The following is a 17,478-nucleotide window of genomic DNA, read 5'->3' on the forward strand; positions in this document are numbered from 1 at the left end:
CAAAGACCCGGCTGGTTGGGAAGGGGGCGGCGACGATTCCGTCGCCGTCCTCATGCGGGTTTCACGCAGCCGACATAGTCGCCCGAGCTTTTTGCCATGCGCTGCACCCGGTCGGCGAGGCGGTTGAGCCCGCGCCCGGGATTGGCCGGATTGCGCTCGATCGGATTGGGCAGCGTGACCGCCAGAAGCGCGGCCTGGCGGGCGGTGAGCCTGGCGGCGGACCGGCCGAAATAATGCTGCGCAGCCGCCTCGATGCCGTAGATGCCGCGGTCCCACTCCACGACGTTGAGATAGATCTCCATGATCCGCCGCTTCGACAGGACGAGGTCGAGATACAGGGCGAGCGGTGCCTCGATCGCCTTGCGCACATAGGAGCGGCCGCCCCACAGGAAGAGGTTCTTCACCGTCTGCATAGGAATCGTCGACGCGCCGCGGGTTTCCTCGCCGGCCAGCGCTTCCTCCACCACGGCGCGCATCTCGCCCCAGTCGATGCCGTCATGCCGGCAGAACTGGCCGTCCTCCGACATCATCACCGAATAGACCATCACCGGGGCGATGGCGTCGATATCGACCCATTCGCGCTGCATCGAACGGAAGCCGAAATGATCGGCCAGCATCAGCGTCGAGACCGGATGCACGGCGCGCAGGGCATAGAGTGGCGTCAGGACGAGCGGAATCGCCACCAGCACGAGGACCACGAGAGCGGCGATCGCCGCGATACGCCGGATCATCGTGCGATGCCTGCACGGCCGGCAGAAGGCGGCTGGCTACTGTTCGACGGGCAGGGGCGGGAACGCGCGTTCATCCGCCGGTCTTACCGGTGACGCCGCATGGCCGCAACGCTGCGCCGTGTCGATCGCCGTGGAGTCCCGATGGGGAACCTGCGGCACAGCCGCCTTGACCCGGGCCGCGGCTTCGGCAAAGCCGGACGCGCACTGACAGGAGAGCGACGCAGCCATGAGCCAGACCCCGTTTCAAGCCCGGCTGTCGGAGGCCGCCGACCTGACCGAAGCGCGGCTCGCGGATTGCCTTGCCGGTGCGCACGGTTCGGTGGCGGGCGCTCCGGCGCGTCTGCTGGCGGCCATGCGCCATGGCGCGCTCGGCGGGGGCAAACGGCTGCGGCCCTTCCTGGTGATCGAGAGCGCGCGCCTGTTCGGCGCCGATCCGCAGGCCGCGATCGGCACGGCGACGGCCCTGGAGTGCATCCACTGCTATTCGCTGGTCCATGACGATCTGCCGTCGATGGACGACGACGACCTCAGGCGCGGCAAGCCCACGGTCCATCGGGCCTATGACGAGGCGACAGCGATTCTGGCGGGCGACGGCCTCCTGACCCTGGCCTTCGGTCTCGTGGCCGGCGAGGCGTCCTTGTCGCCGGAGGCTCGCGTCGCGCTCGTCGCGCTGCTGGCCCGCGATGCCGGCGCTGCGGGCATGGTCGGCGGGCAGGTGCTGGATCTCGCCGCCGAGAACGCCGTCCTGTCCGAGGACGAAATCGCCCGTATGCAGGCGATGAAGACCGGCGCCCTGATCGCCTTCGCCTGCGAGGCCGGCGCCATCGTCGCCGATGCCGGCGCGGCCGAACGCGCCCGCCTGCGCCGCTTCGGCGAGATCGTCGGCCTCGCCTTTCAACTCGCCGACGATCTCCTCGACGAAACGGCGGACGCCGCGGTGCTGGGGAAGGCCGCCGGCAAGGACCGCGAGCGGGGCAAGAAGACGCTGCCCGCCCTCAACGGGATCGACTGGACCCGTACGCGTCTCGACCGGCTGGTGGCCGAGGCGGAGGCGGAACTTGCGCCCTTTGGCGACAAGGGGGCGGTGCTGATCGAGGCGGCGCGGTTCGTGGCGAACCGGTCGAGCTGAGGCCGCGGGCTACAGGGTCTGCGAGGGGGCTCGACGCCTGTCCGGTCATAAGTCCGATGCCCGATCGCGCAGCGAGCCGGGCGGTTCTGCCGCTGCCGCATCGACCGCCTTCTCTTCGCGCTTGCGAAACGTCCCGCGCCGCCGCAATCTTGAGTGCCGGCTGCAAGCGGGATAAGTCCGGCATCCTGTACAGGAGGAGCGTTCCTTGGCCATTCGCAAGATTCTCGTCGCCAACCGATCCGAAATCGCCATTCGCGTGTTCCGCGCTGCGAACGAGCTCGATATCCGGACCGTGGCGATCTGGGCCGAGGAAGACAAGCTGGCCCTGCACCGCTTCAAGGCGGACGAAAGCTATCAGGTCGGCCGCGGCCCGCATCTGGCGAAGGACATGGGGCCGATCGAGAGCTATCTGGCGATCGAGGAGGTAATCCGCGTCGCTAGGCTTTCAGGCGCCGACGCCATTCATCCGGGCTACGGCCTGCTGTCGGAAAGCCCTGAGTTCGTCGATGCCTGCGTCGAGGCGGGGATCACCTTCATCGGCCCTACCGCCGACACCATGCGCCGGCTCGGCAACAAGGTCGCGGCGCGCAATCTCGCACTCGAAGTCGGGGTGCCGGTGGTGCCGGCCACCGTGCCGCTGCCCGATGACATGGACGAGGTGCGCCGCATGGCGGCCGAGGTCGGCTATCCGGTGATGCTGAAGGCGTCCTGGGGCGGCGGCGGCCGCGGCATGCGCGCCATCCGCGACGAAAAGGACCTCGAGCGCGAGGTCATCGAGGGCAAGCGCGAGGCCCGCGCCGCATTCGGCAAGGACGAGGTCTATCTCGAGAAGCTGATCGAGCGCGCCCGCCATGTCGAGGTGCAGATCCTCGGCGATACCCATGGCAACGTCGTCGACCTGTTCGAGCGCGACTGCTCGATCCAGCGCCGCAACCAGAAGGTCGTCGAGCGCGCCCCGGCGCCGTATCTCGATGACGCCCAGCGTGCCGAGATCGCCGGCTATGCTCGCAAGCTCGCCGATGCCACCGACTATGTCGGTGCCGGCACCGTCGAGTTCCTGATGGATGCCGACAGCGGCAAGTTCTACTTCATCGAGGTCAATCCGCGCATCCAGGTCGAGCATACGGTGACCGAGGAAGTCACCGGCATCGACATCGTCAAGGCGCAGATCCACATCCTCGACGGCCATGCCATCGGCACGCCGGAATCGGGCGTACCGCCCCAGAGCGAGATCCGCCTCAACGGCCATGCCATGCAGTGCCGGATCACGACGGAAGACCCCGAGCAGAACTTCATTCCCGATTACGGTCGCATCACCGCCTATCGCGGCGCGACAGGCTTCGGCATCCGGCTCGACGGCGGCACCGCCTATTCGGGCGCGGTCATCACCCGCTTCTACGATCCGCTGCTGGAAAAGGTCACCGCCTGGGCGCCGAGCCCGGAGGAGGTCATCGCCCGCATGGACCGGGCGCTGCGCGAATTCCGCATCCGCGGTGTCGCCACCAATCTGACCTTCCTCGAAGCGATCATCTCGCACCCGAAATTCCGCGACAATTCCTACACGACCAAGTTCATCGACCAGACGCCGGCTCTGTTCGACCAGGTCAAGCGCCGCGACCGCGCGACCAAGCTCCTGACCTATCTCGCCGACGTCACGGTCAACGGGCATCCCGAGACCAAGAACCGGCCGCGCCCCTCGGCCGAGCACGCTTTGCCGATCCCGCCGCTGTTCAAGACGCCGATCGTCGACGGCACGCGCCAGAAGCTGGACGAGCTTGGCCCCCGCGGCTTTGCCGACTGGATGCTGGCCCAGCCGCAGGTGCTGGTCACCGACACGACCATGCGCGATGGCCACCAGTCGCTGCTGGCGACCCGCGTGCGCACCCACGACATCGTCGCGGTGGCCGATGCTTATGCCCGCGGCCTGCCGCAGTTGCTCAGCCTCGAATGCTGGGGCGGGGCGACCTTCGACGTCGCCATGCGCTTCCTGACCGAGGATCCGTGGGAGCGCCTGGCGCTGGTCCGCGAGCGCGCCCCCAACATCCTGTTGCAGATGCTGCTGCGCGGCTCCAACGGCGTTGGCTACACCAATTATCCCGACAATGTCGTCAAGCGCTTCGTCGCCGAGGCGGCCCGCGGCGGCGTCGACCTGTTCCGCGTCTTCGACTGCCTGAACTGGGTCGAGAACATGCGCGTCTCCATGGACGCGGTGTGCGAGGCCGACAAATTGTGCGAGGGCGCGATCTGCTACACGGGCGACCTGTTCGACCCGGACCGCGCCAAATACGACCTGAAATACTACGTCTCTCTTGCCAAGGAGATGGAGGCCGCCGGCGCCCACATTCTCGGCGTCAAGGATATGGCGGGCCTCCTGAAGCCCGCCGCCGCGCGCGTCCTGTTCAAGGCGCTGAAGGAAGAGGTCGGGCTGCCGATCCACTTCCACACCCACGACACGTCGGGCATCTCGGCAGCGACCGTGCTGGCGGCGATCGATTCCGGCGTCGATGCGGTGGATGCGGCCATGGATGCCTTCTCCGGCAACACGGCGCAGCCCTGCCTCGGTTCCATCGTCGAGGCGCTCAAGGGCACCGAGCGCGATCCCGGCCTGTCGGCCGAGGCGATCCGGCGGATCTCCTTCTACTGGGAGGCCGTCCGCAACCAGTATGCGGCTTTCGAGAGCGACCTGAAGGGGCCGGCCTCCGAGGTCTATCTGCACGAGATGCCCGGCGGCCAGTTCACCAATCTAAAGGAACAGGCCCGCTCGCTGGGCCTGGAGACGCGCTGGCACCAGGTGGCCCAGACCTATTCCGACGTGAACCGGATGTTCGGCGACATCGTCAAGGTGACGCCGTCCTCCAAGGTGGTGGGCGACATGGCGCTGATGATGGTCAGCCAGGATCTGACCGTCGCCGACGTCATGGACCCGAAGAAGGATCTGGCCTTCCCCGATTCCGTCGTGTCGATGATGCATGGCGATCTCGGCCAGCCGCCGCAGGGCTGGCCCGCCGACATCCAGAAGAAGGTCCTGAAGGGCGAGACGCCGATCACCGTGCGGCCGGGCTCGCTGCTCGCCGACGCCGATCTGGACGCCGAGCAGGCGAAGCTGGAGGAAAAGCTGGAGCGCGACGCCAGCGCGCAGGAATTCGCCTCCTACCTGATGTATCCGAAGGTCTTCATCGACTTCGCCGCGGCCCAGGAGCTCTACGGCCCGGTCTCGATGCTGCCGACGCCGTCCTATTTCTACGGCATTGCCCAGGACGAGGAAGTGCTGATCGATCTGGAGCGCGGCAAGACGCTGGTGGTCCGCTGCCTCGGCTTCGGCGAGACCGACGAGAAGGGCATGCGGACGGTGTTCTTCGAGCTGAACGGCCAGCCGCGGCGCATCAAGGTGCCGGACCGGGCGCATGGCGCGGCCGGCGGCGCCGTGCGGCCGAAGGCGGAAGCCGGCAATGCCAACCATGTCGGCGCGCCGATGCCGGGTGTCGTCTCGACCCTTGCTGTGGCTGCCGGCCAGACGGTGCGCAGCGGCGATGTGCTCCTGTCCATCGAGGCGATGAAGATGGAGACAGCCATCCACGCCGAGCGTGACGGCACCATCGAGGCCGTGCATGTCACAGCCGGCGCGCAGATCGACGCCAAGGACCTGCTGGTGGTGTACGCCGCCGCCTAGGAACTCGCTTGAGGCACAAGACCGAGAGAGATGCCGTCGGCGATCCCGGCGGCATTTTGCTGTCCGGGTTCCGGCGTCGGGCGGCTTGACAATTTCGGCTGAATCGTGCAGAAACGTGCATCATCATGAATGAAGCGGAAGGCGCAGCGAATGTCGACGTCCCTTCTGACCGGACAGCGCCAGGCCGCCATTCGCGAACGGCTGGCCAGTGACGGTCGGGTGATCGCCGCCACAATGGCGCGGGAATTTGCAGTCTCGGAGGATACGATCCGTCGCGATTTGCGCGAAATGGCGGCGGCCGGGCTCTGCGAGCGCGTCTATGGCGGGGCCTTGCCGCTTGCCCCCAGCGGCGCGCCGCTGGCCAGCCGGCAGGCCGAGGCAGGTCCGGCAAAGGCAGGGCTTGCCAGGGTCGCGGCGGGCACCCTGCCGCGTGACGGCACGATCTTCATCGATGCCGGCTCGACCAACATTGCGCTTGCGCGGCAGATCGCGCCGGACTTGCGCGCCACCATCGTCACCAATTCTCCGGCCGTCGCGCTGGCCGTGCCGGAGGCGCCAGGCCTGCGGGTGGTCCTTGTCGGCGGACAGTTCGATGCCCACACCGGCGCCTGCCTCGGCGCCAAGGCGGTCAGCGACGCCGAGCGCCTGTGTCCGGATCTGGTGGTGCTGGGCGCCTGCGGCGTCGACCCGGTCGAGGGTGTCACCGCCTTCAGCCAGGAAGAGGCGGAGTTCAAGCGGCGCATGGCCCTGTCCGGACGCAGCGTCATGGTGATCGCGACGGCGGACAAGTTGGGCACGGTGGCGCCGTTCCGGGTCATTGCCGCGTCGCAAATGACCCGGATGGTGACCGAGGACGATGTCGAGCCGGCCATCCTCGCCGCCTTTGCCGACGGGGGCACCGATGTCGTCCGTGTGCCCATTCGCTAGCCGAAAATCCCCTTCGCTGCGCTACCCGCGGCGCTGTTGCTGGAGCCACCCATGTCCGTAGCGCAGACCCGGCCGCCCACGCCGCAAACGGTCGTCTTTCCGCCGACGCGGATTGCCGTGGCGCTGGCCTTCTTCGTCAACGGGCTCGTTCTCGGCTCGTGGACCCCGCAGGTGCCGGTGCTCGCGGCGCGTCTGGGGATCGGCGAATCCACCCTCGGCCTGTTCATCCTGGTGCTGGGTCTCGGTGCGATTACGGCCATGCCGCTCATCGGCGGCGTTCTGGCGACGCGCGGTTCGCGGCGACCGGTTCTGGTGACCCAGGCACTGCTCGCGTTCGCGCTGCCGCTGTTGGTGCTGGCGCCGACGCCGGTCTTCGCCGCGATCGCCATTTTCGCCTTCGGCGCGATGATGGGCGGCATGGATGTCGCGATCAACGCCAATGCCGTGGCCGTCGAGCGCCGGCTCGGCCGGGCGATCATGTCGTCCTGTCATGGCTTCTGGTCGGTCGGCGGCTTCGTCGGCGCGGCATTAGGCGGGCCGCTGATCGAAGCGATCGGCGCGCCGGCCCATGCGCTGGCAATCGGCGCGATCACGTTTGTCCTGATCCTGCCCGTCCGCCGCAGCATGTTCGACGACGGGCAGGTCATGGCCGGGACGAGCGAGGGCACCGGCGACCTCGGCGCCATCCGGGCCGCGGCGAGGCGCAACCGGCCGGCGCTGCTCAAGGGGCTGGCCATCGGCATTCTGGCGCTGTTTGCCATGGTGCCCGAAGGCGCGGCGATTGACTGGAGCGCGATCTATCTGCGCCAGGATCTGGGCGCCACGATTTCCAGTTCGGGCTTTGCCTTCGCGGCGTTCTCGGCGGCGATGGCGGTGTTCCGCTTTGCCGGTGACGGCATCCGCGACCGGCTGGGCGCGGTGCGCACCGTGCGGCTCTCGCTCGTGGCGGGGATCGGGGGCCTGTGCGCCGTCGGGCTGGCGCCGAGCCTCGGCTGGGCGATTGCCGGCTTCGCGCTGCTCGGTGTGGGACTGTCGAACATCGTGCCGGTCACCTTCTCGGCGGCGGGCAACATCGCCGGGCTGCGGCCGGGGGTCGGCCTCGCGATCGCGACGACGCTTGGCTACTCGGGCATTCTGATCGCGCCGTCGATCATCGGGTTCATTGCCGAGCATCTCGGCTTTCCGGTGGTCTTCTTCGGCATGTCGGGGCTGCTGGTCATCATTCTGGCGATGTCGGGGCTGCTGGCCGGCGCCGATGATCGCTCGGTGGATGCGCCGGTCGCAGTCTCCGATCCGGCGCCGTCCTGAAATGAGAGGTCCCCGAAGCCGGACAGCTTCGGGGATGGTGGGTCAGATCTTCCCGAGCAGCAGCAGGATGATCAGGATGACCAGAAGCACGCCGACGATGCCCGACGGGCCATAGCCCCAGCCGCCGGAATAGCCCCAGGTCGGAAGCGCCCCGACCAGGATCAGGATAAGGATGATGAGAAGGATCGTGCCGACACTCATGGGACTGGTTCCTGATTGTTCGTGAGACTTGCCATCACAAACCTTTGAACCGGGTTTCAGTTCCCAGTATCGGCGCCGTGCCGATCGGCGCTCAGGCGGGACCGAACCCGCCGATGGCGACGAAGACGGCCACCATCATGAAGATGATCGCTAGCACCATGGTCGGCCGGTATCCCCATTGGCGGGAATAGGGCCATGTCGGCATCGCCGCGATCAGGAGCAGGAACGCGATGATGACGATGATCGGGCCGTATCCGACGGACATGGGAAGCTCCTTCGCGCGATTGCCGGTATCGCCATAGGGCAGGACGCCGTCATGCTTCAAGGGTGGCATGGCCCGTGTCGCGCTGCCGGGAAAGCACAGTCCGTTCCCGTGATCGGCCCCGCATGCGACCCGCTCTGAATTGACAAGCCGGCGCGAAGGCTCCACCTCGACGGCAGCGAACATCCACCCGAGGCCTTGCCATGACCGTTCATTCGCCGATCGACCCGGCCGCCACGATCGACGCCGATCCGGCGCCGCGCCGATCCACCGTCGGCGTGGGTGTCGGCAACATCATGGTCGGCGGGGGCGCGCCGGTCGTCGTCCAGTCGATGACCAACACCGACACGGCCGACATCGACGCGACGGTCGCGCAGGTGGCGGCGCTCGCCAAGGCCGGTTCGGAGATCGTCCGCATCACCGTCGACCGCGACGAATCCGCCGCGGCCGTGCCGAAGGTCCGCGAGCGCCTCGACCGGCTGGGCGTCGACGTGCCGCTGGTCGGCGACTTCCACTATATCGGCCACAAGCTGCTCGCCGATCACCCGGCCTGTGCCGAGGCCCTGGCGAAATATCGCATCAATCCCGGCAATGTCGGCTTCAAGGACAAGAAGGACCGGCAGTTCGGCGCCATCGTCGAGACCGCGATCCGCTACGACAAGCCGGTGCGCATCGGCGTCAACTGGGGCTCGCTGGACCAGGAATTGCTGACCCGGCTGATGGACGCCAACAACGATCTGCCGCAGCCGCGCTCGGCACGGGCCGTGACGCGCGAGGCGATCATCCAGTCGGCGCTGCTGTCGGCGGAGCTGGCCGAGGAGATCGGCCTTGGCCGCGACCGTATCATCCTGTCGGCCAAGGTCAGCCAGGTGCAGGATCTGATTGCCGTCTATCGCGACCTGTCGCGGCGCACCAACCACGCGCTGCATCTCGGCCTGACCGAGGCGGGCATGGGCTCGAAGGGCATCGTCGCGTCCTCGGCGGCGATGGGCATTCTCCTGCAGGAAGGCATCGGCGACACGATCCGCGTCTCGCTGACGCCGGAGCCGAACGGCGACCGGACCCGCGAGGTGCAGGTCGCGCAGGAGCTCCTGCAGACCATGGGCTTCCGCCAGTTCCTGCCGGTCGTCGCCGCCTGTCCGGGCTGCGGCCGCACGACCTCGACGGTGTTCCAGGAACTGGCCCAGAAGATCCAGTCCGACATCCGCATCAACATGCCGGTCTGGCGCGAGAAATATCCGGGCGTCGAGGCGCTGAACGTCGCGGTGATGGGCTGCATCGTCAACGGACCGGGCGAATCCAAGCATGCCGACATCGGCATCTCGTTGCCCGGGACCGGCGAAACGCCGGCCGCGCCGGTCTTCGTCGACGGCAAGAAGAGCGTGACCCTGCGCGGCCCCGACATCGCCGCCGACTTCCAGGTGATGGTGGCGGAATATATCGAGCGCCGCTTCGGTTCGGGCGAGGGGGCGGAGTAGCCTTTTCGGCTTTCCTGTGCATTCCTGCCGACCATGGCGACATGCGCGATGACAACCTCCAAGCCGGTTCTGCGGCGCGCCCTGGGCGTTGGCGCCGCCTGCGGGCTGGCGCTTGCCGTACTCGCCCCGGCCGCGGGGGCGCAGGTCGCCGACAAGGGCGCGATCGTCCTGCCGGCACTGGCTTTCCCCCCGAGCCCGCCCAATCTTTCCGAGCGTGCGGACGAGACGGACACCAGCGCGGACGAGCCCCTGTCCGCCGCGGCGATCTGCGGCATGATCGCCCGCAACGCCGACGCGGTCGGCATGTCGCCGGACTTCTTCGCGCGGCTGATCTGGAAGGAAAGCCGCTTCGATGCCGGCGCCGTCTCGCCCGTCGGGGCGCGCGGCATCGCCCAGTTCATGCCCTACACGGCGAAGGAGCGCGGTCTCGACGACCCCTATGATGCAAGGCAGGCGCTGCGGCATTCGGCCCTCTATCTGGCCGATCTGCGCGCCGAGCTCGGCAATTGGGGCCTTGCGGCCGCCGCCTACAATGGCGGCATCAACCGGGTGAAGCGCTGGCTCGTCAGCGGCGGATCGCTGCCCTACGAAACCGAGGACTACGTCAACGCCATCACCTTTCGGCCGGCGGACTGGTTTCGCGAGGACGGGCGCGAGCTGGAGCCGCGACCGCTCGATGCGGACCGGGATTTCGACGAGAGCTGTGCCCGGCTGCCGATCATGAAGACCCGTGCGGTCTTTGCCGCCTTCGACGGGGTCGAGAGCGCGCCGATGCGGCCCTGGGGGGTGCAGGTCGCGGGCCATGCCCGGCAGGCCGTCGCCATGAAGATGTTCCGGCGGGTGCAATCGCGCTTCGGAGCCATCCTGAAGGACCGGGACCCGCTCGTGATCCGGGGCCGCAATGGCGCGCGTCAGCGCATCTATGCGGTGCGCATCGGCGCCGAGACCCGCAGCGAAGCCGACGCGCTGTGCGGACGGTTGCGCGGGGCCGGCGGTTCCTGCGTCGTCCTGAAGAACTGACGGCTATATTCTACCGGTTGCGGATCAGCGGCACGCGGCTCGGCCACCGGGTGCGCTCGGTCTCGCGCACGAAGGTGAAGAGACCGGAGGCCGCCACCAGCACCATGCCGATGATCGCGATAAGGTCGGGAAACTCGGAGAAGAAGCTGGCGCCGATGATCGTCGCCCAGACGATCTGGCTGTATTGCGTCGGCGCGACCCGCGCTGCCGGGGCGAGGCGGGTGGCGAAGACGATCAGCAGATGACCCATGCCGGCGCAAAGCCCGCCAAGAATCATGATCGGCCACAGATCGTTGGCCGGGATCTCGAAGTCCGGGACCATCAAGACGCCGTTGACCACGATTGCCGCCACCAGGACGGCGCCGATCAGCGTGATCCGCCGTTCCGAAGGGCCGAGAACGCGCAGGACGATGACGGTGATCGCACCGCAGATGGCGACGCCGATGGCCGCGAAATGGCCGGGAAGGATCTCGCGGAAGCCGGGACGCACCACGAGGAGCACGCCGATGAGGCCGCCGAACACAGCCAGCCAGCGGCGCCAGCCGATCGGCTCCTTCAGGACGACGAAGGAGAACACGGTGACGAAGATCGGCAGGAGAAAGATCAGCGCATAGGCCTCGGCGAGCGGCAGGCTGGTGAAGGCGACGACGCCGAGAATACCGCCGAGCGTGCCGCTGGCCATGCGCAGGGCCACGAGACCGGGGCGATTGGGCACGAAGACGTTGCCCCAATTGTCCTCGGGCCGCTTGGTGAAGAGCGCCGGAAGCAGGGCGAAGATCGAGACGAAGAAACCGATCTCGAAGATCGGCAGCCGGTCGCCGATCGCCTTCAGCGAGGCATCGCCGCAGGCAAAGGCAAAATAGGACGCGAAGGCGAGGAGAATGCCGGCCTGCATGGGAGCACGCTTCGTCTGGGGTGCGGGAACCTGTCGCTAGGCCAGGGCACGGGCGCAATGCAAACGAATTCTCGCAGATCTCTGCGCGTTCGGCAGGGCAGGGAAGATGCGAACCCCAGACGCGAAAAAAGGCAGCGAGGGGGAGCTGCCTTTTTCCGTCTGCTTCTTTGCGATCGAGGGGGATGATCGCTTGGGGGTGCTTGAAGAATGCGGGACCTCAGAAAGGGTTCCGAAAAAAAACTTCGCGGTCGGACGATTTTTTGCCGGCAGGCGGAACCGGGCCGCTAAGTGACGCTCGGACCTTGCGAATCGGGCCAGAACCTTTTCCAACCGATATATCTTCCCACATGAGCGGGACGCATGACCGACCATCGCCCCGCCCGAGAAAGCATCCGTTTCGACGGATCCAATGTCACCGCTGTTCTCGGCCCGACCAATACCGGCAAGACGTATCTCGCCATCGAGCGCATGGTCGCCCATTCCTCGGGGACCATCGGCCTGCCGCTGCGCCTTTTGGCGCGCGAGGTCTATCAGAAGGTCTGCGACCGCGTCGGGGTGGGCGCCGTCGCGCTGATCACCGGCGAGGAAAAGATCAAGCCGCCCAATGCGCGCTATTCGGTCTGCACCGTCGAGGCGATGCCGCGCACACCGAACACCGCCTTCGTCGCAATCGACGAGGTGCAACTCGCCAGCGACCTGGAGCGCGGTCACGTCTTCACCGACCGCATCCTGCATGCCCGTGGCCGCGAGGAGACGCTGCTGCTCGGCTCATCGACCATGCAGGGCGTCCTGCAGCGGCTGCTGACTGGCTCCCATGCGACGACGCGGCCGCGCCTGTCGAACCTCGTCTATGCCGGGTCCAAGAAGATCACCCGCCTGCCGCGGCGCACCGCCATCGTCGCCTTCTCGGCCGACGAGGTCTATGCGATCGCCGAGCTGATCCGCCGCCAGCGGGGCGGGGCGGCCGTCGTTCTCGGCGCGCTGTCGCCGCGCACCCGCAACGCCCAGGTGGAACTCTACCAGTCCGGCGACGTGGATTTCCTGATCGCCACCGATGCGATCGGCATGGGCCTCAACCTCGATGTCGATCACGTCGCCTTCGCCCAGGACTGGAAATTCGACGGTTTCCAGTACCGCCAGCTGACGCCGTCCGAGTTCGGGCAGATCGCCGGCCGCGCCGGGCGGCATCTGCGCGACGGCACGTTCGGTGTTACCGGCAAGGTCGATCCGCTGGCCCCGGAACTCACCGAAGCGCTGGAAGCGCACTCCTTCGCGCCGGTGAAGGTGCTGCAATGGCGCTCCCGCGCATTCGACTTCGCCTCGATCGACGCGCTGAAGCAGAGTCTGGAGGCGCCGCCGCCGAGCGACGCCCTGGCCCGCGCGCTGCCGGCCGTCGATCAGCGGGCGCTGGAATTCCTGTCGCGCGACCCGGCTGTCAAGGATCGCGCCACCAGTCCGGCAGCGGTCGAACTCCTGTGGGAAGCCTGCAAGCTGCCGGACTATCGGCGCATCGCGCCGGCCCAGCATGCGGAGATCATCGCTACCATCTATGCCGACCTTGCGTCGGACGGCCACGTCGCCGAAGACTATATGGCCAGCCAGGTCCGGCGTGCTGATCGCACCGAGGGCGACATCGATACGCTGTCCCAGCGGATCGCGGAAATCCGCACCTGGACCTATATTTCACACCGTCCGGACTGGCTGGCCGATCCGACACACTGGCAGGAAAAGACTCGCGAGATCGAGGACCGTCTTTCCGACGCTCTTCACGACAGGTTGACGAAACGCTTCGTAGACCGCAGGACAAGCGTCTTGATGAGGCGGCTGAGAGAGAACGCGTTCATGGAAGCTGAGATCGGCGGCGACGGCACGGTAGTGGTCGAGGGCCACCCGGTAGGCGAGCTGCAGGGGTTCAGGTTCACGCCCGACGGCAAGGCCGAGGGGCCGGATGGCCGCGCGGTGCGTGCCGCCGCCCAGAAGGCGTTGGCCGGCGAGTTCGAGAAGCGGGCGGAACGCTTCGCCAATTCACCCAATGGCGACATCGCGCTGGGCTCGGACGGGCTCGTGCGCTGGCTCGGTGCACCGGTGGCGGTGCTGTCGGCCGGCGACGATCCGCTGAAGCCGAAGACGGTGCTGCTTGCCGACGAGCAGCTGACCGGCGTGGCGCGCGACAAGGTCGCGGCGCGGGCCGAGCGTTCGGTCACCTACCAGATCACCACGGTCCTCAAGCCGCTGCTCGATCTGCAGGCATCCGAAGGTCTGGAGGGCGTCGCCAAGGGGCTCGCCTACCGGCTCTACGAGAATTACGGCCTGATCCAGCGTCGTGAGATCTCCGAGGACGTGCGGTCGCTCGACCAGGAATCGCGCGCGGCCCTGCGTCGCTGCGGTGTCCGTTTCGGCGCCTACCACATCTTCGTCCCGGCGCTGATCAAGCCCGCGCCGGCGGCCCTTCTGACGCTGCTCTGGGCCATCCACAACGATGGCCGCGACAAGCCGGGCTATGGCGAGGTCACCCATCTTCTGGCGACCGGCCGGACTTCCGCAGTGGCCGATGCTTCCTTCGATCCGGTGTTCTGGGGACTGGCCGGCTACCGGCTGCTCGGTCGCCGGGCCGTGCGCGTCGATATTCTGGAGCGCCTCGCCGACCTGATCCGCCCGGCGCTCGGCTGGAAGCCGGGCACCGGAAAGCGCCCCGAAGGCGCCTATGACGGCTCGCAGTTCCTCGTCACGCCGGGGATGATGTCAATTCTCGGCGCGACCTCGGAAGACATGGAAGAGGTTCTCAAGGGCCTCGGTTATCGCGGCGAGCCGGTCGAGCAGACCAAGGTCGAGGCCGAACTCGCACGGCTGGACGAAGCGAGCCGCGCGGCCGAAGAGGCATCGCGCGCCGAAGCGGCCAGGAAGGCTGCCGAGGCGGCTGCGACCTCGGATGCACCGCAGCCGGCAGTGGAAGCTGCGGACGAGGCCGGCACCGGCACGGATGCGGTCGATACCGCTGCCCCCGAGATGCCGGCTGTCGAGACGGCAGCCGAAACCGCAGATGCTGGCGAGGCCGCCGAGGCATCCGACACGCCGGTCGCACCGGCCGAAGCCACCGAAACCGGTGGTCTGGCCGAAGCCGGGAAGGCCGCTGCGGCTGCCCTTGGCGAAGCCACCGACGGCGAGGCCGCTGCAACCCCGGCCGAAACCGCCGAGACGTCCACTGATACACCGGCGACGGAAACGACCGAAGCCGTAGCCGCCGATGCAGCCACCGGCGAGGGCGGCGAGGCCGCCGAACCCGAGGCGCCCAAGCTCGTGCAGGTCTGGCGTCCGCAGCGCGGCGCCGGCCGTGGCGGTGCCCGTCATGGCCAGGGCCAGCGCGGTCGTGGGCGTGGTCCGCAGGGTGCCGGAGAGGGCGAGGAGCGTGCGCCGCGCTTCGGGAAGGGTGCCCCGCGCGGCAAGGGCCGCGATGGCGGCGATCGCGCCGACAAGGGCGACGGCAAGGGCCGGGGTGATCGCCCCGAGCGTGGCCGGCGCTTCGACAAGCCGCAGGGGGGCAAGCCGCCCGTGCAGCCGGCACGCCCGCAGCGCATCGATCCCGATTCGCCCTTCGCCAAACTCGCTGCGCTGAAGGACAAGCTTGGCAAGTAAGCGCCATGCGGAGCCGATGGCTCCGGCCGCACCCGCGGGGCAGCGCATCGACAAATGGCTGTTCTTCGCGCGGGTCGTGAAGTCGCGAAGCCTTGCCCAGAAGCTGGTCCAGGCCGGCGGCGTTCGCATCAACGGCGACAAGACCGACAACGCTGCGCGGGCCGTGCGCCCGGGCGACACGCTGACGATCACACGCCGGGACGATGTCCTCGTCCTGAAGATCGTCGATCCGGGGGAACGGCGCGGACCGGCCAGCGAGGCGGCGACCCTCTACGAGGATCTGTCACCCACGCGGGAAGCTATCGCGGAACAGAAGGAAGCGGCCAAGGGCAAGGCCGCACCGGGCTATCAGCCCTCGGCGCGGCCGCCGACCAAGAAGGAGCGCCGCGCCCACGAGCGCCTGCGCTGGGACGGCGCCTGACCGGCGATGTCCGTCTTCGGGAAGCTGAAAGAGCTTAGTCGCCCTGGCCGGGCTCGGCCGAGAAGTATTTCTCGAACTTGCCGTCTTCGCCGTCGAACTTTTCCGCGTCCGCAGGCGCATCACGCTTGATCGTGATGTTCGGCCATTTCTCGGCGTATTCGGTGTTGATCTTCAGCCATTTGTCGAGATTGGGCTCGGTGTCCGGCTTGATCGCCTCGGCGGGGCATTCCGGCTCGCAGACGCCGCAATCGATGCACTCATCCGGATGGATGACGAGCATGTTGTCGCCTTCGTAGAAGCAGTCGACCGGACAGACCTCGACGCAATCCATGTACTTGCAGCGAATGCAATTGTCGGTCACCAGATAGGTCATGTCTGATCCTTGGCCTGTTCGGGCCCGTACGAAGGGCCCCGTCATTCGTGCGAGCCGCAACGGCGATCGCCGGCGTGTCTCGTCTCTCGTGGCGACGTAACCCCTCTCTTGAAGACAGACAAGAGCAAAGCATGTCGTGTCACCGCGGCGATCCGGGAATGGTTTTCCATCAAGGCGGCAGGGCCGCCTGTGAGCCGGAGATGAAGCGACGTTGCGTGAGCGCACGTGGCTCTGCAGCGGCTGTTGGTCGGGTTTGCCGCGCGTCGGAACGACCATGCTCCGCAAGTCGGCCTCGCGCGAAGGACGATCCCGCTCGGCGCACCGGGACGCAAAATTACGCCTCGCCCTGTGACCGCCTCGGACGCTATGTCACAAGAGAGTGACGAGTAGGACGACCGAGGACGGATCCATGGCCGAGCGCCCGATTCTGGTGAGCGACGACAGCCTCGACGAGGCCGATGCCAATGGCGCGCGGCAGCGCTCGCAGCGCATGGGGCCGCTGGCGAGCCTGCCGGTGTTCTTCGATCTGGCGGGCAAGCGCGTCGTCATGGCCGGCGGCGGACCGGGTGCGGCATGGAAGGCCGAGCTTCTGGCCTCCACGGGCGCCCATGTCGATCTTTATGTCCCGGCCGACGGGATCGATGCGGAGATGGCCGAGCTTCTCGCCGTGCCGCCGGAATCCGGTGTCATCGTCCATCAAGACCGGCCCTGGGCGACCGATGTCTTCGCCGGAGCGGCGATCGCCGTCGGCGATACAGAGAGCCTCGCCGAGGGCCAGGCCTTCGCCTGCGCCGCGCGGGCGGCCGGCGTGCCGGTCAATGTCGTCGACAAGCCGTCCTATTGCGACTTCCGCTTCGGCACGATCGTCAACCGTTCGCCGGTGGTCATCGGTATTTCCACCGACGGCGCCGCGCCGATCCTCGGCCAGGCGATCCGCCGCCGCATCGAGACCCTGCTGCCGCCGGCGCTCAGCCAGTGGGCGGCCTTGGCCGCCAAAGTCCGCGGCGCGGTAATGGAGCGGCTTTCGCCAGGGCCCCTGCGCCGCGCCTTCTGGGAACGCTTCGCCGACAGCGCCTTCACGACGAAGCCGCCGGATGCCGCGGTCGAGGCGGCGGCGGGCGGCTTCATCGACGATCTGGCGCGCTCGCCGCAGGCTGGCGGCCGCGTCACCCTGGTCGGGGCGGGCCCCGGCGAGGCCGAGCTTCTGACCCTGAAGGCGGTTCGCGCTTTGCAGGCAGCCGACGTGATCCTGTTCGACGACCTCGTCTCCGACGAGATCCTCGAGCTCGCCCGCCGCGAGGCACGGCGCATGCTGGTCGGCAAGCGCGCCGCCCGCGACAGCTGCCGCCAGGAAGACATCAACGCCATGATGGTCAGCTTCGCCAAGGCGGGCAAGCACGTGGTGCGGCTGAAATCCGGCGACGTGTCGG

Annotated in this window: 14 protein-coding genes; 9 read left to right on the forward strand and 5 right to left on the reverse strand. The window is 67.8% G+C overall.

What is annotated here, in order from left to right; all coding sequences use genetic code 11:
• Window positions 1-50: 50 nt before the first annotated feature.
• On the reverse strand, window positions 51-731 hold the full coding sequence (gene mtgA / locus ACEQX1_RS19280; protein WP_370194469.1) for a monofunctional biosynthetic peptidoglycan transglycosylase: 681 nt from the start codon (window positions 729-731) through the stop codon (window positions 51-53).
• A 226-nt stretch (window positions 732-957) separates the two neighbouring features.
• Between mtgA and ACEQX1_RS19285 the strand changes: the two genes are divergently transcribed.
• The 4 genes from ACEQX1_RS19285 to ACEQX1_RS19300 all read left to right on the forward strand — a co-directional run bounded on the left by ACEQX1_RS19285 (window position 958) and on the right by ACEQX1_RS19300 (window position 7,765).
• Window positions 958-1,860, forward strand: coding sequence for a polyprenyl synthetase family protein (locus ACEQX1_RS19285; protein ID WP_370197420.1), 903 nt, complete (start codon window positions 958-960; stop codon window positions 1,858-1,860).
• A 205-nt stretch (window positions 1,861-2,065) separates the two neighbouring features.
• Window positions 2,066-5,530, forward strand: coding sequence for a pyruvate carboxylase (gene pyc, locus ACEQX1_RS19290; protein WP_370197422.1), 3,465 nt, complete (start codon window positions 2,066-2,068; stop codon window positions 5,528-5,530).
• Between the two features lie 150 nt (window positions 5,531-5,680).
• Entirely contained in the window at window positions 5,681-6,457 is a 777-nt protein-coding gene (locus tag ACEQX1_RS19295) for a DeoR/GlpR family DNA-binding transcription regulator (protein WP_370197424.1), read from the forward strand.
• 51 nt (window positions 6,458-6,508) lie between these two features.
• Window positions 6,509-7,765 (forward strand): MFS transporter, encoded by a 1,257-nt coding sequence (locus ACEQX1_RS19300; RefSeq protein WP_370197426.1) that lies wholly within the window; start codon window positions 6,509-6,511, stop codon window positions 7,763-7,765.
• 42 nt (window positions 7,766-7,807) lie between these two features.
• Here ACEQX1_RS19300 and ACEQX1_RS19305 read toward each other — a convergent pair whose 3' ends face one another.
• Together ACEQX1_RS19305 and ACEQX1_RS19310 are read right to left on the reverse strand one after the other, a co-directional pair.
• Window positions 7,808-7,966, reverse strand: coding sequence for a DUF3309 family protein (locus ACEQX1_RS19305; RefSeq protein WP_035694650.1), 159 nt, complete (start codon window positions 7,964-7,966; stop codon window positions 7,808-7,810).
• A gap of 91 nt (window positions 7,967-8,057) precedes the next feature.
• Window positions 8,058-8,300: a DUF3309 domain-containing protein gene (locus ACEQX1_RS19310; RefSeq protein ID WP_370197428.1), complete on the reverse strand. Its 243-nt coding sequence runs from the start codon at window positions 8,298-8,300 to the stop codon at window positions 8,058-8,060.
• A gap of 131 nt (window positions 8,301-8,431) precedes the next feature.
• Here ACEQX1_RS19310 and ispG point away from each other — a divergent pair, with 131 nt between their 5' ends.
• Window positions 8,432-9,706 carry a flavodoxin-dependent (E)-4-hydroxy-3-methylbut-2-enyl-diphosphate synthase gene (gene ispG, locus ACEQX1_RS19315; RefSeq protein WP_370197430.1) on the forward strand — a complete coding sequence of 425 codons (1,275 nt, stop codon included), beginning with the start codon at window positions 8,432-8,434 and terminating at the stop codon, window positions 9,704-9,706.
• 48 nt (window positions 9,707-9,754) lie between these two features.
• On the forward strand, window positions 9,755-10,726 hold the full coding sequence (locus ACEQX1_RS19320) for a lytic transglycosylase domain-containing protein (protein ID WP_370197432.1): 972 nt from the start codon (window positions 9,755-9,757) through the stop codon (window positions 10,724-10,726).
• 10 nt (window positions 10,727-10,736) lie between these two features.
• On the opposite strand, the gene ACEQX1_RS19325 is transcribed toward ACEQX1_RS19320, so the two are convergent.
• On the reverse strand, window positions 10,737-11,621 hold the full coding sequence (locus tag ACEQX1_RS19325) for a DMT family transporter (protein ID WP_370194246.1): 885 nt from the start codon (window positions 11,619-11,621) through the stop codon (window positions 10,737-10,739).
• Between the two features lie 360 nt (window positions 11,622-11,981).
• Here ACEQX1_RS19325 and ACEQX1_RS19330 point away from each other — a divergent pair, with 360 nt between their 5' ends.
• Together ACEQX1_RS19330 and ACEQX1_RS19335 are read left to right on the forward strand one after the other, a co-directional pair.
• Window positions 11,982-15,254, forward strand: coding sequence for a helicase-related protein (locus ACEQX1_RS19330; RefSeq protein ID WP_370197434.1), 3,273 nt, complete (start codon window positions 11,982-11,984; stop codon window positions 15,252-15,254).
• A 16-nt stretch (window positions 15,255-15,270) separates the two neighbouring features.
• Window positions 15,271-15,675 carry an RNA-binding S4 domain-containing protein gene (locus ACEQX1_RS19335; protein WP_187391273.1) on the forward strand — a complete coding sequence of 135 codons (405 nt, stop codon included), beginning with the start codon at window positions 15,271-15,273 and terminating at the stop codon, window positions 15,673-15,675.
• Window positions 15,676-15,709: 34 nt separating this feature from the next.
• Here ACEQX1_RS19335 and fdxA read toward each other — a convergent pair whose 3' ends face one another.
• Window positions 15,710-16,048 (reverse strand): ferredoxin FdxA, encoded by a 339-nt coding sequence (gene fdxA / locus ACEQX1_RS19340; protein ID WP_009210793.1) that lies wholly within the window; start codon window positions 16,046-16,048, stop codon window positions 15,710-15,712.
• A gap of 490 nt (window positions 16,049-16,538) precedes the next feature.
• Here fdxA and ACEQX1_RS19345 point away from each other — a divergent pair.
• Window positions 16,539-17,478: siroheme synthase (locus ACEQX1_RS19345; protein ID WP_370194249.1), on the forward strand; the 940-nt coding region annotated here is incomplete at its 3' end.

The sequence above is a fragment of the Aurantimonas sp. genome (assembly GCF_964217435.1).
GTDB lineage: Bacteria > Pseudomonadota > Alphaproteobacteria > Rhizobiales > Rhizobiaceae > Aurantimonas > Aurantimonas coralicida.

Coding starts and splice junctions, on each gene's coding strand:
- mtgA (WP_370194469.1), bottom strand. CDS start 731: ATGATCCGGCGTATCGCGGCGATCGCCGCTCTCGTGGTCCTCGTGCTG.
- ACEQX1_RS19285 (WP_370197420.1), top strand. CDS start 958: ATGAGCCAGACCCCGTTTCAAGCCCGGCTGTCGGAGGCCGCCGACCTG.
- ACEQX1_RS19295 (WP_370197424.1), top strand. CDS start 5,681: ATGTCGACGTCCCTTCTGACCGGACAGCGCCAGGCCGCCATTCGCGAA.
- ACEQX1_RS19300 (WP_370197426.1), top strand. CDS start 6,509: ATGTCCGTAGCGCAGACCCGGCCGCCCACGCCGCAAACGGTCGTCTTT.
- ACEQX1_RS19305 (WP_035694650.1), bottom strand. CDS start 7,966: ATGAGTGTCGGCACGATCCTTCTCATCATCCTTATCCTGATCCTGGTC.
- ACEQX1_RS19310 (WP_370197428.1), bottom strand. CDS start 8,300: ATGCCACCCTTGAAGCATGACGGCGTCCTGCCCTATGGCGATACCGGC.
- ispG (WP_370197430.1), top strand. CDS start 8,432: ATGACCGTTCATTCGCCGATCGACCCGGCCGCCACGATCGACGCCGAT.
- ACEQX1_RS19320 (WP_370197432.1), top strand. CDS start 9,755: ATGACAACCTCCAAGCCGGTTCTGCGGCGCGCCCTGGGCGTTGGCGCC.
- ACEQX1_RS19325 (WP_370194246.1), bottom strand. CDS start 11,621: ATGCAGGCCGGCATTCTCCTCGCCTTCGCGTCCTATTTTGCCTTTGCC.
- ACEQX1_RS19330 (WP_370197434.1), top strand. CDS start 11,982: ATGACCGACCATCGCCCCGCCCGAGAAAGCATCCGTTTCGACGGATCC.
- ACEQX1_RS19335 (WP_187391273.1), top strand. CDS start 15,271: ATGGCTCCGGCCGCACCCGCGGGGCAGCGCATCGACAAATGGCTGTTC.
- fdxA (WP_009210793.1), bottom strand. CDS start 16,048: ATGACCTATCTGGTGACCGACAATTGCATTCGCTGCAAGTACATGGAT.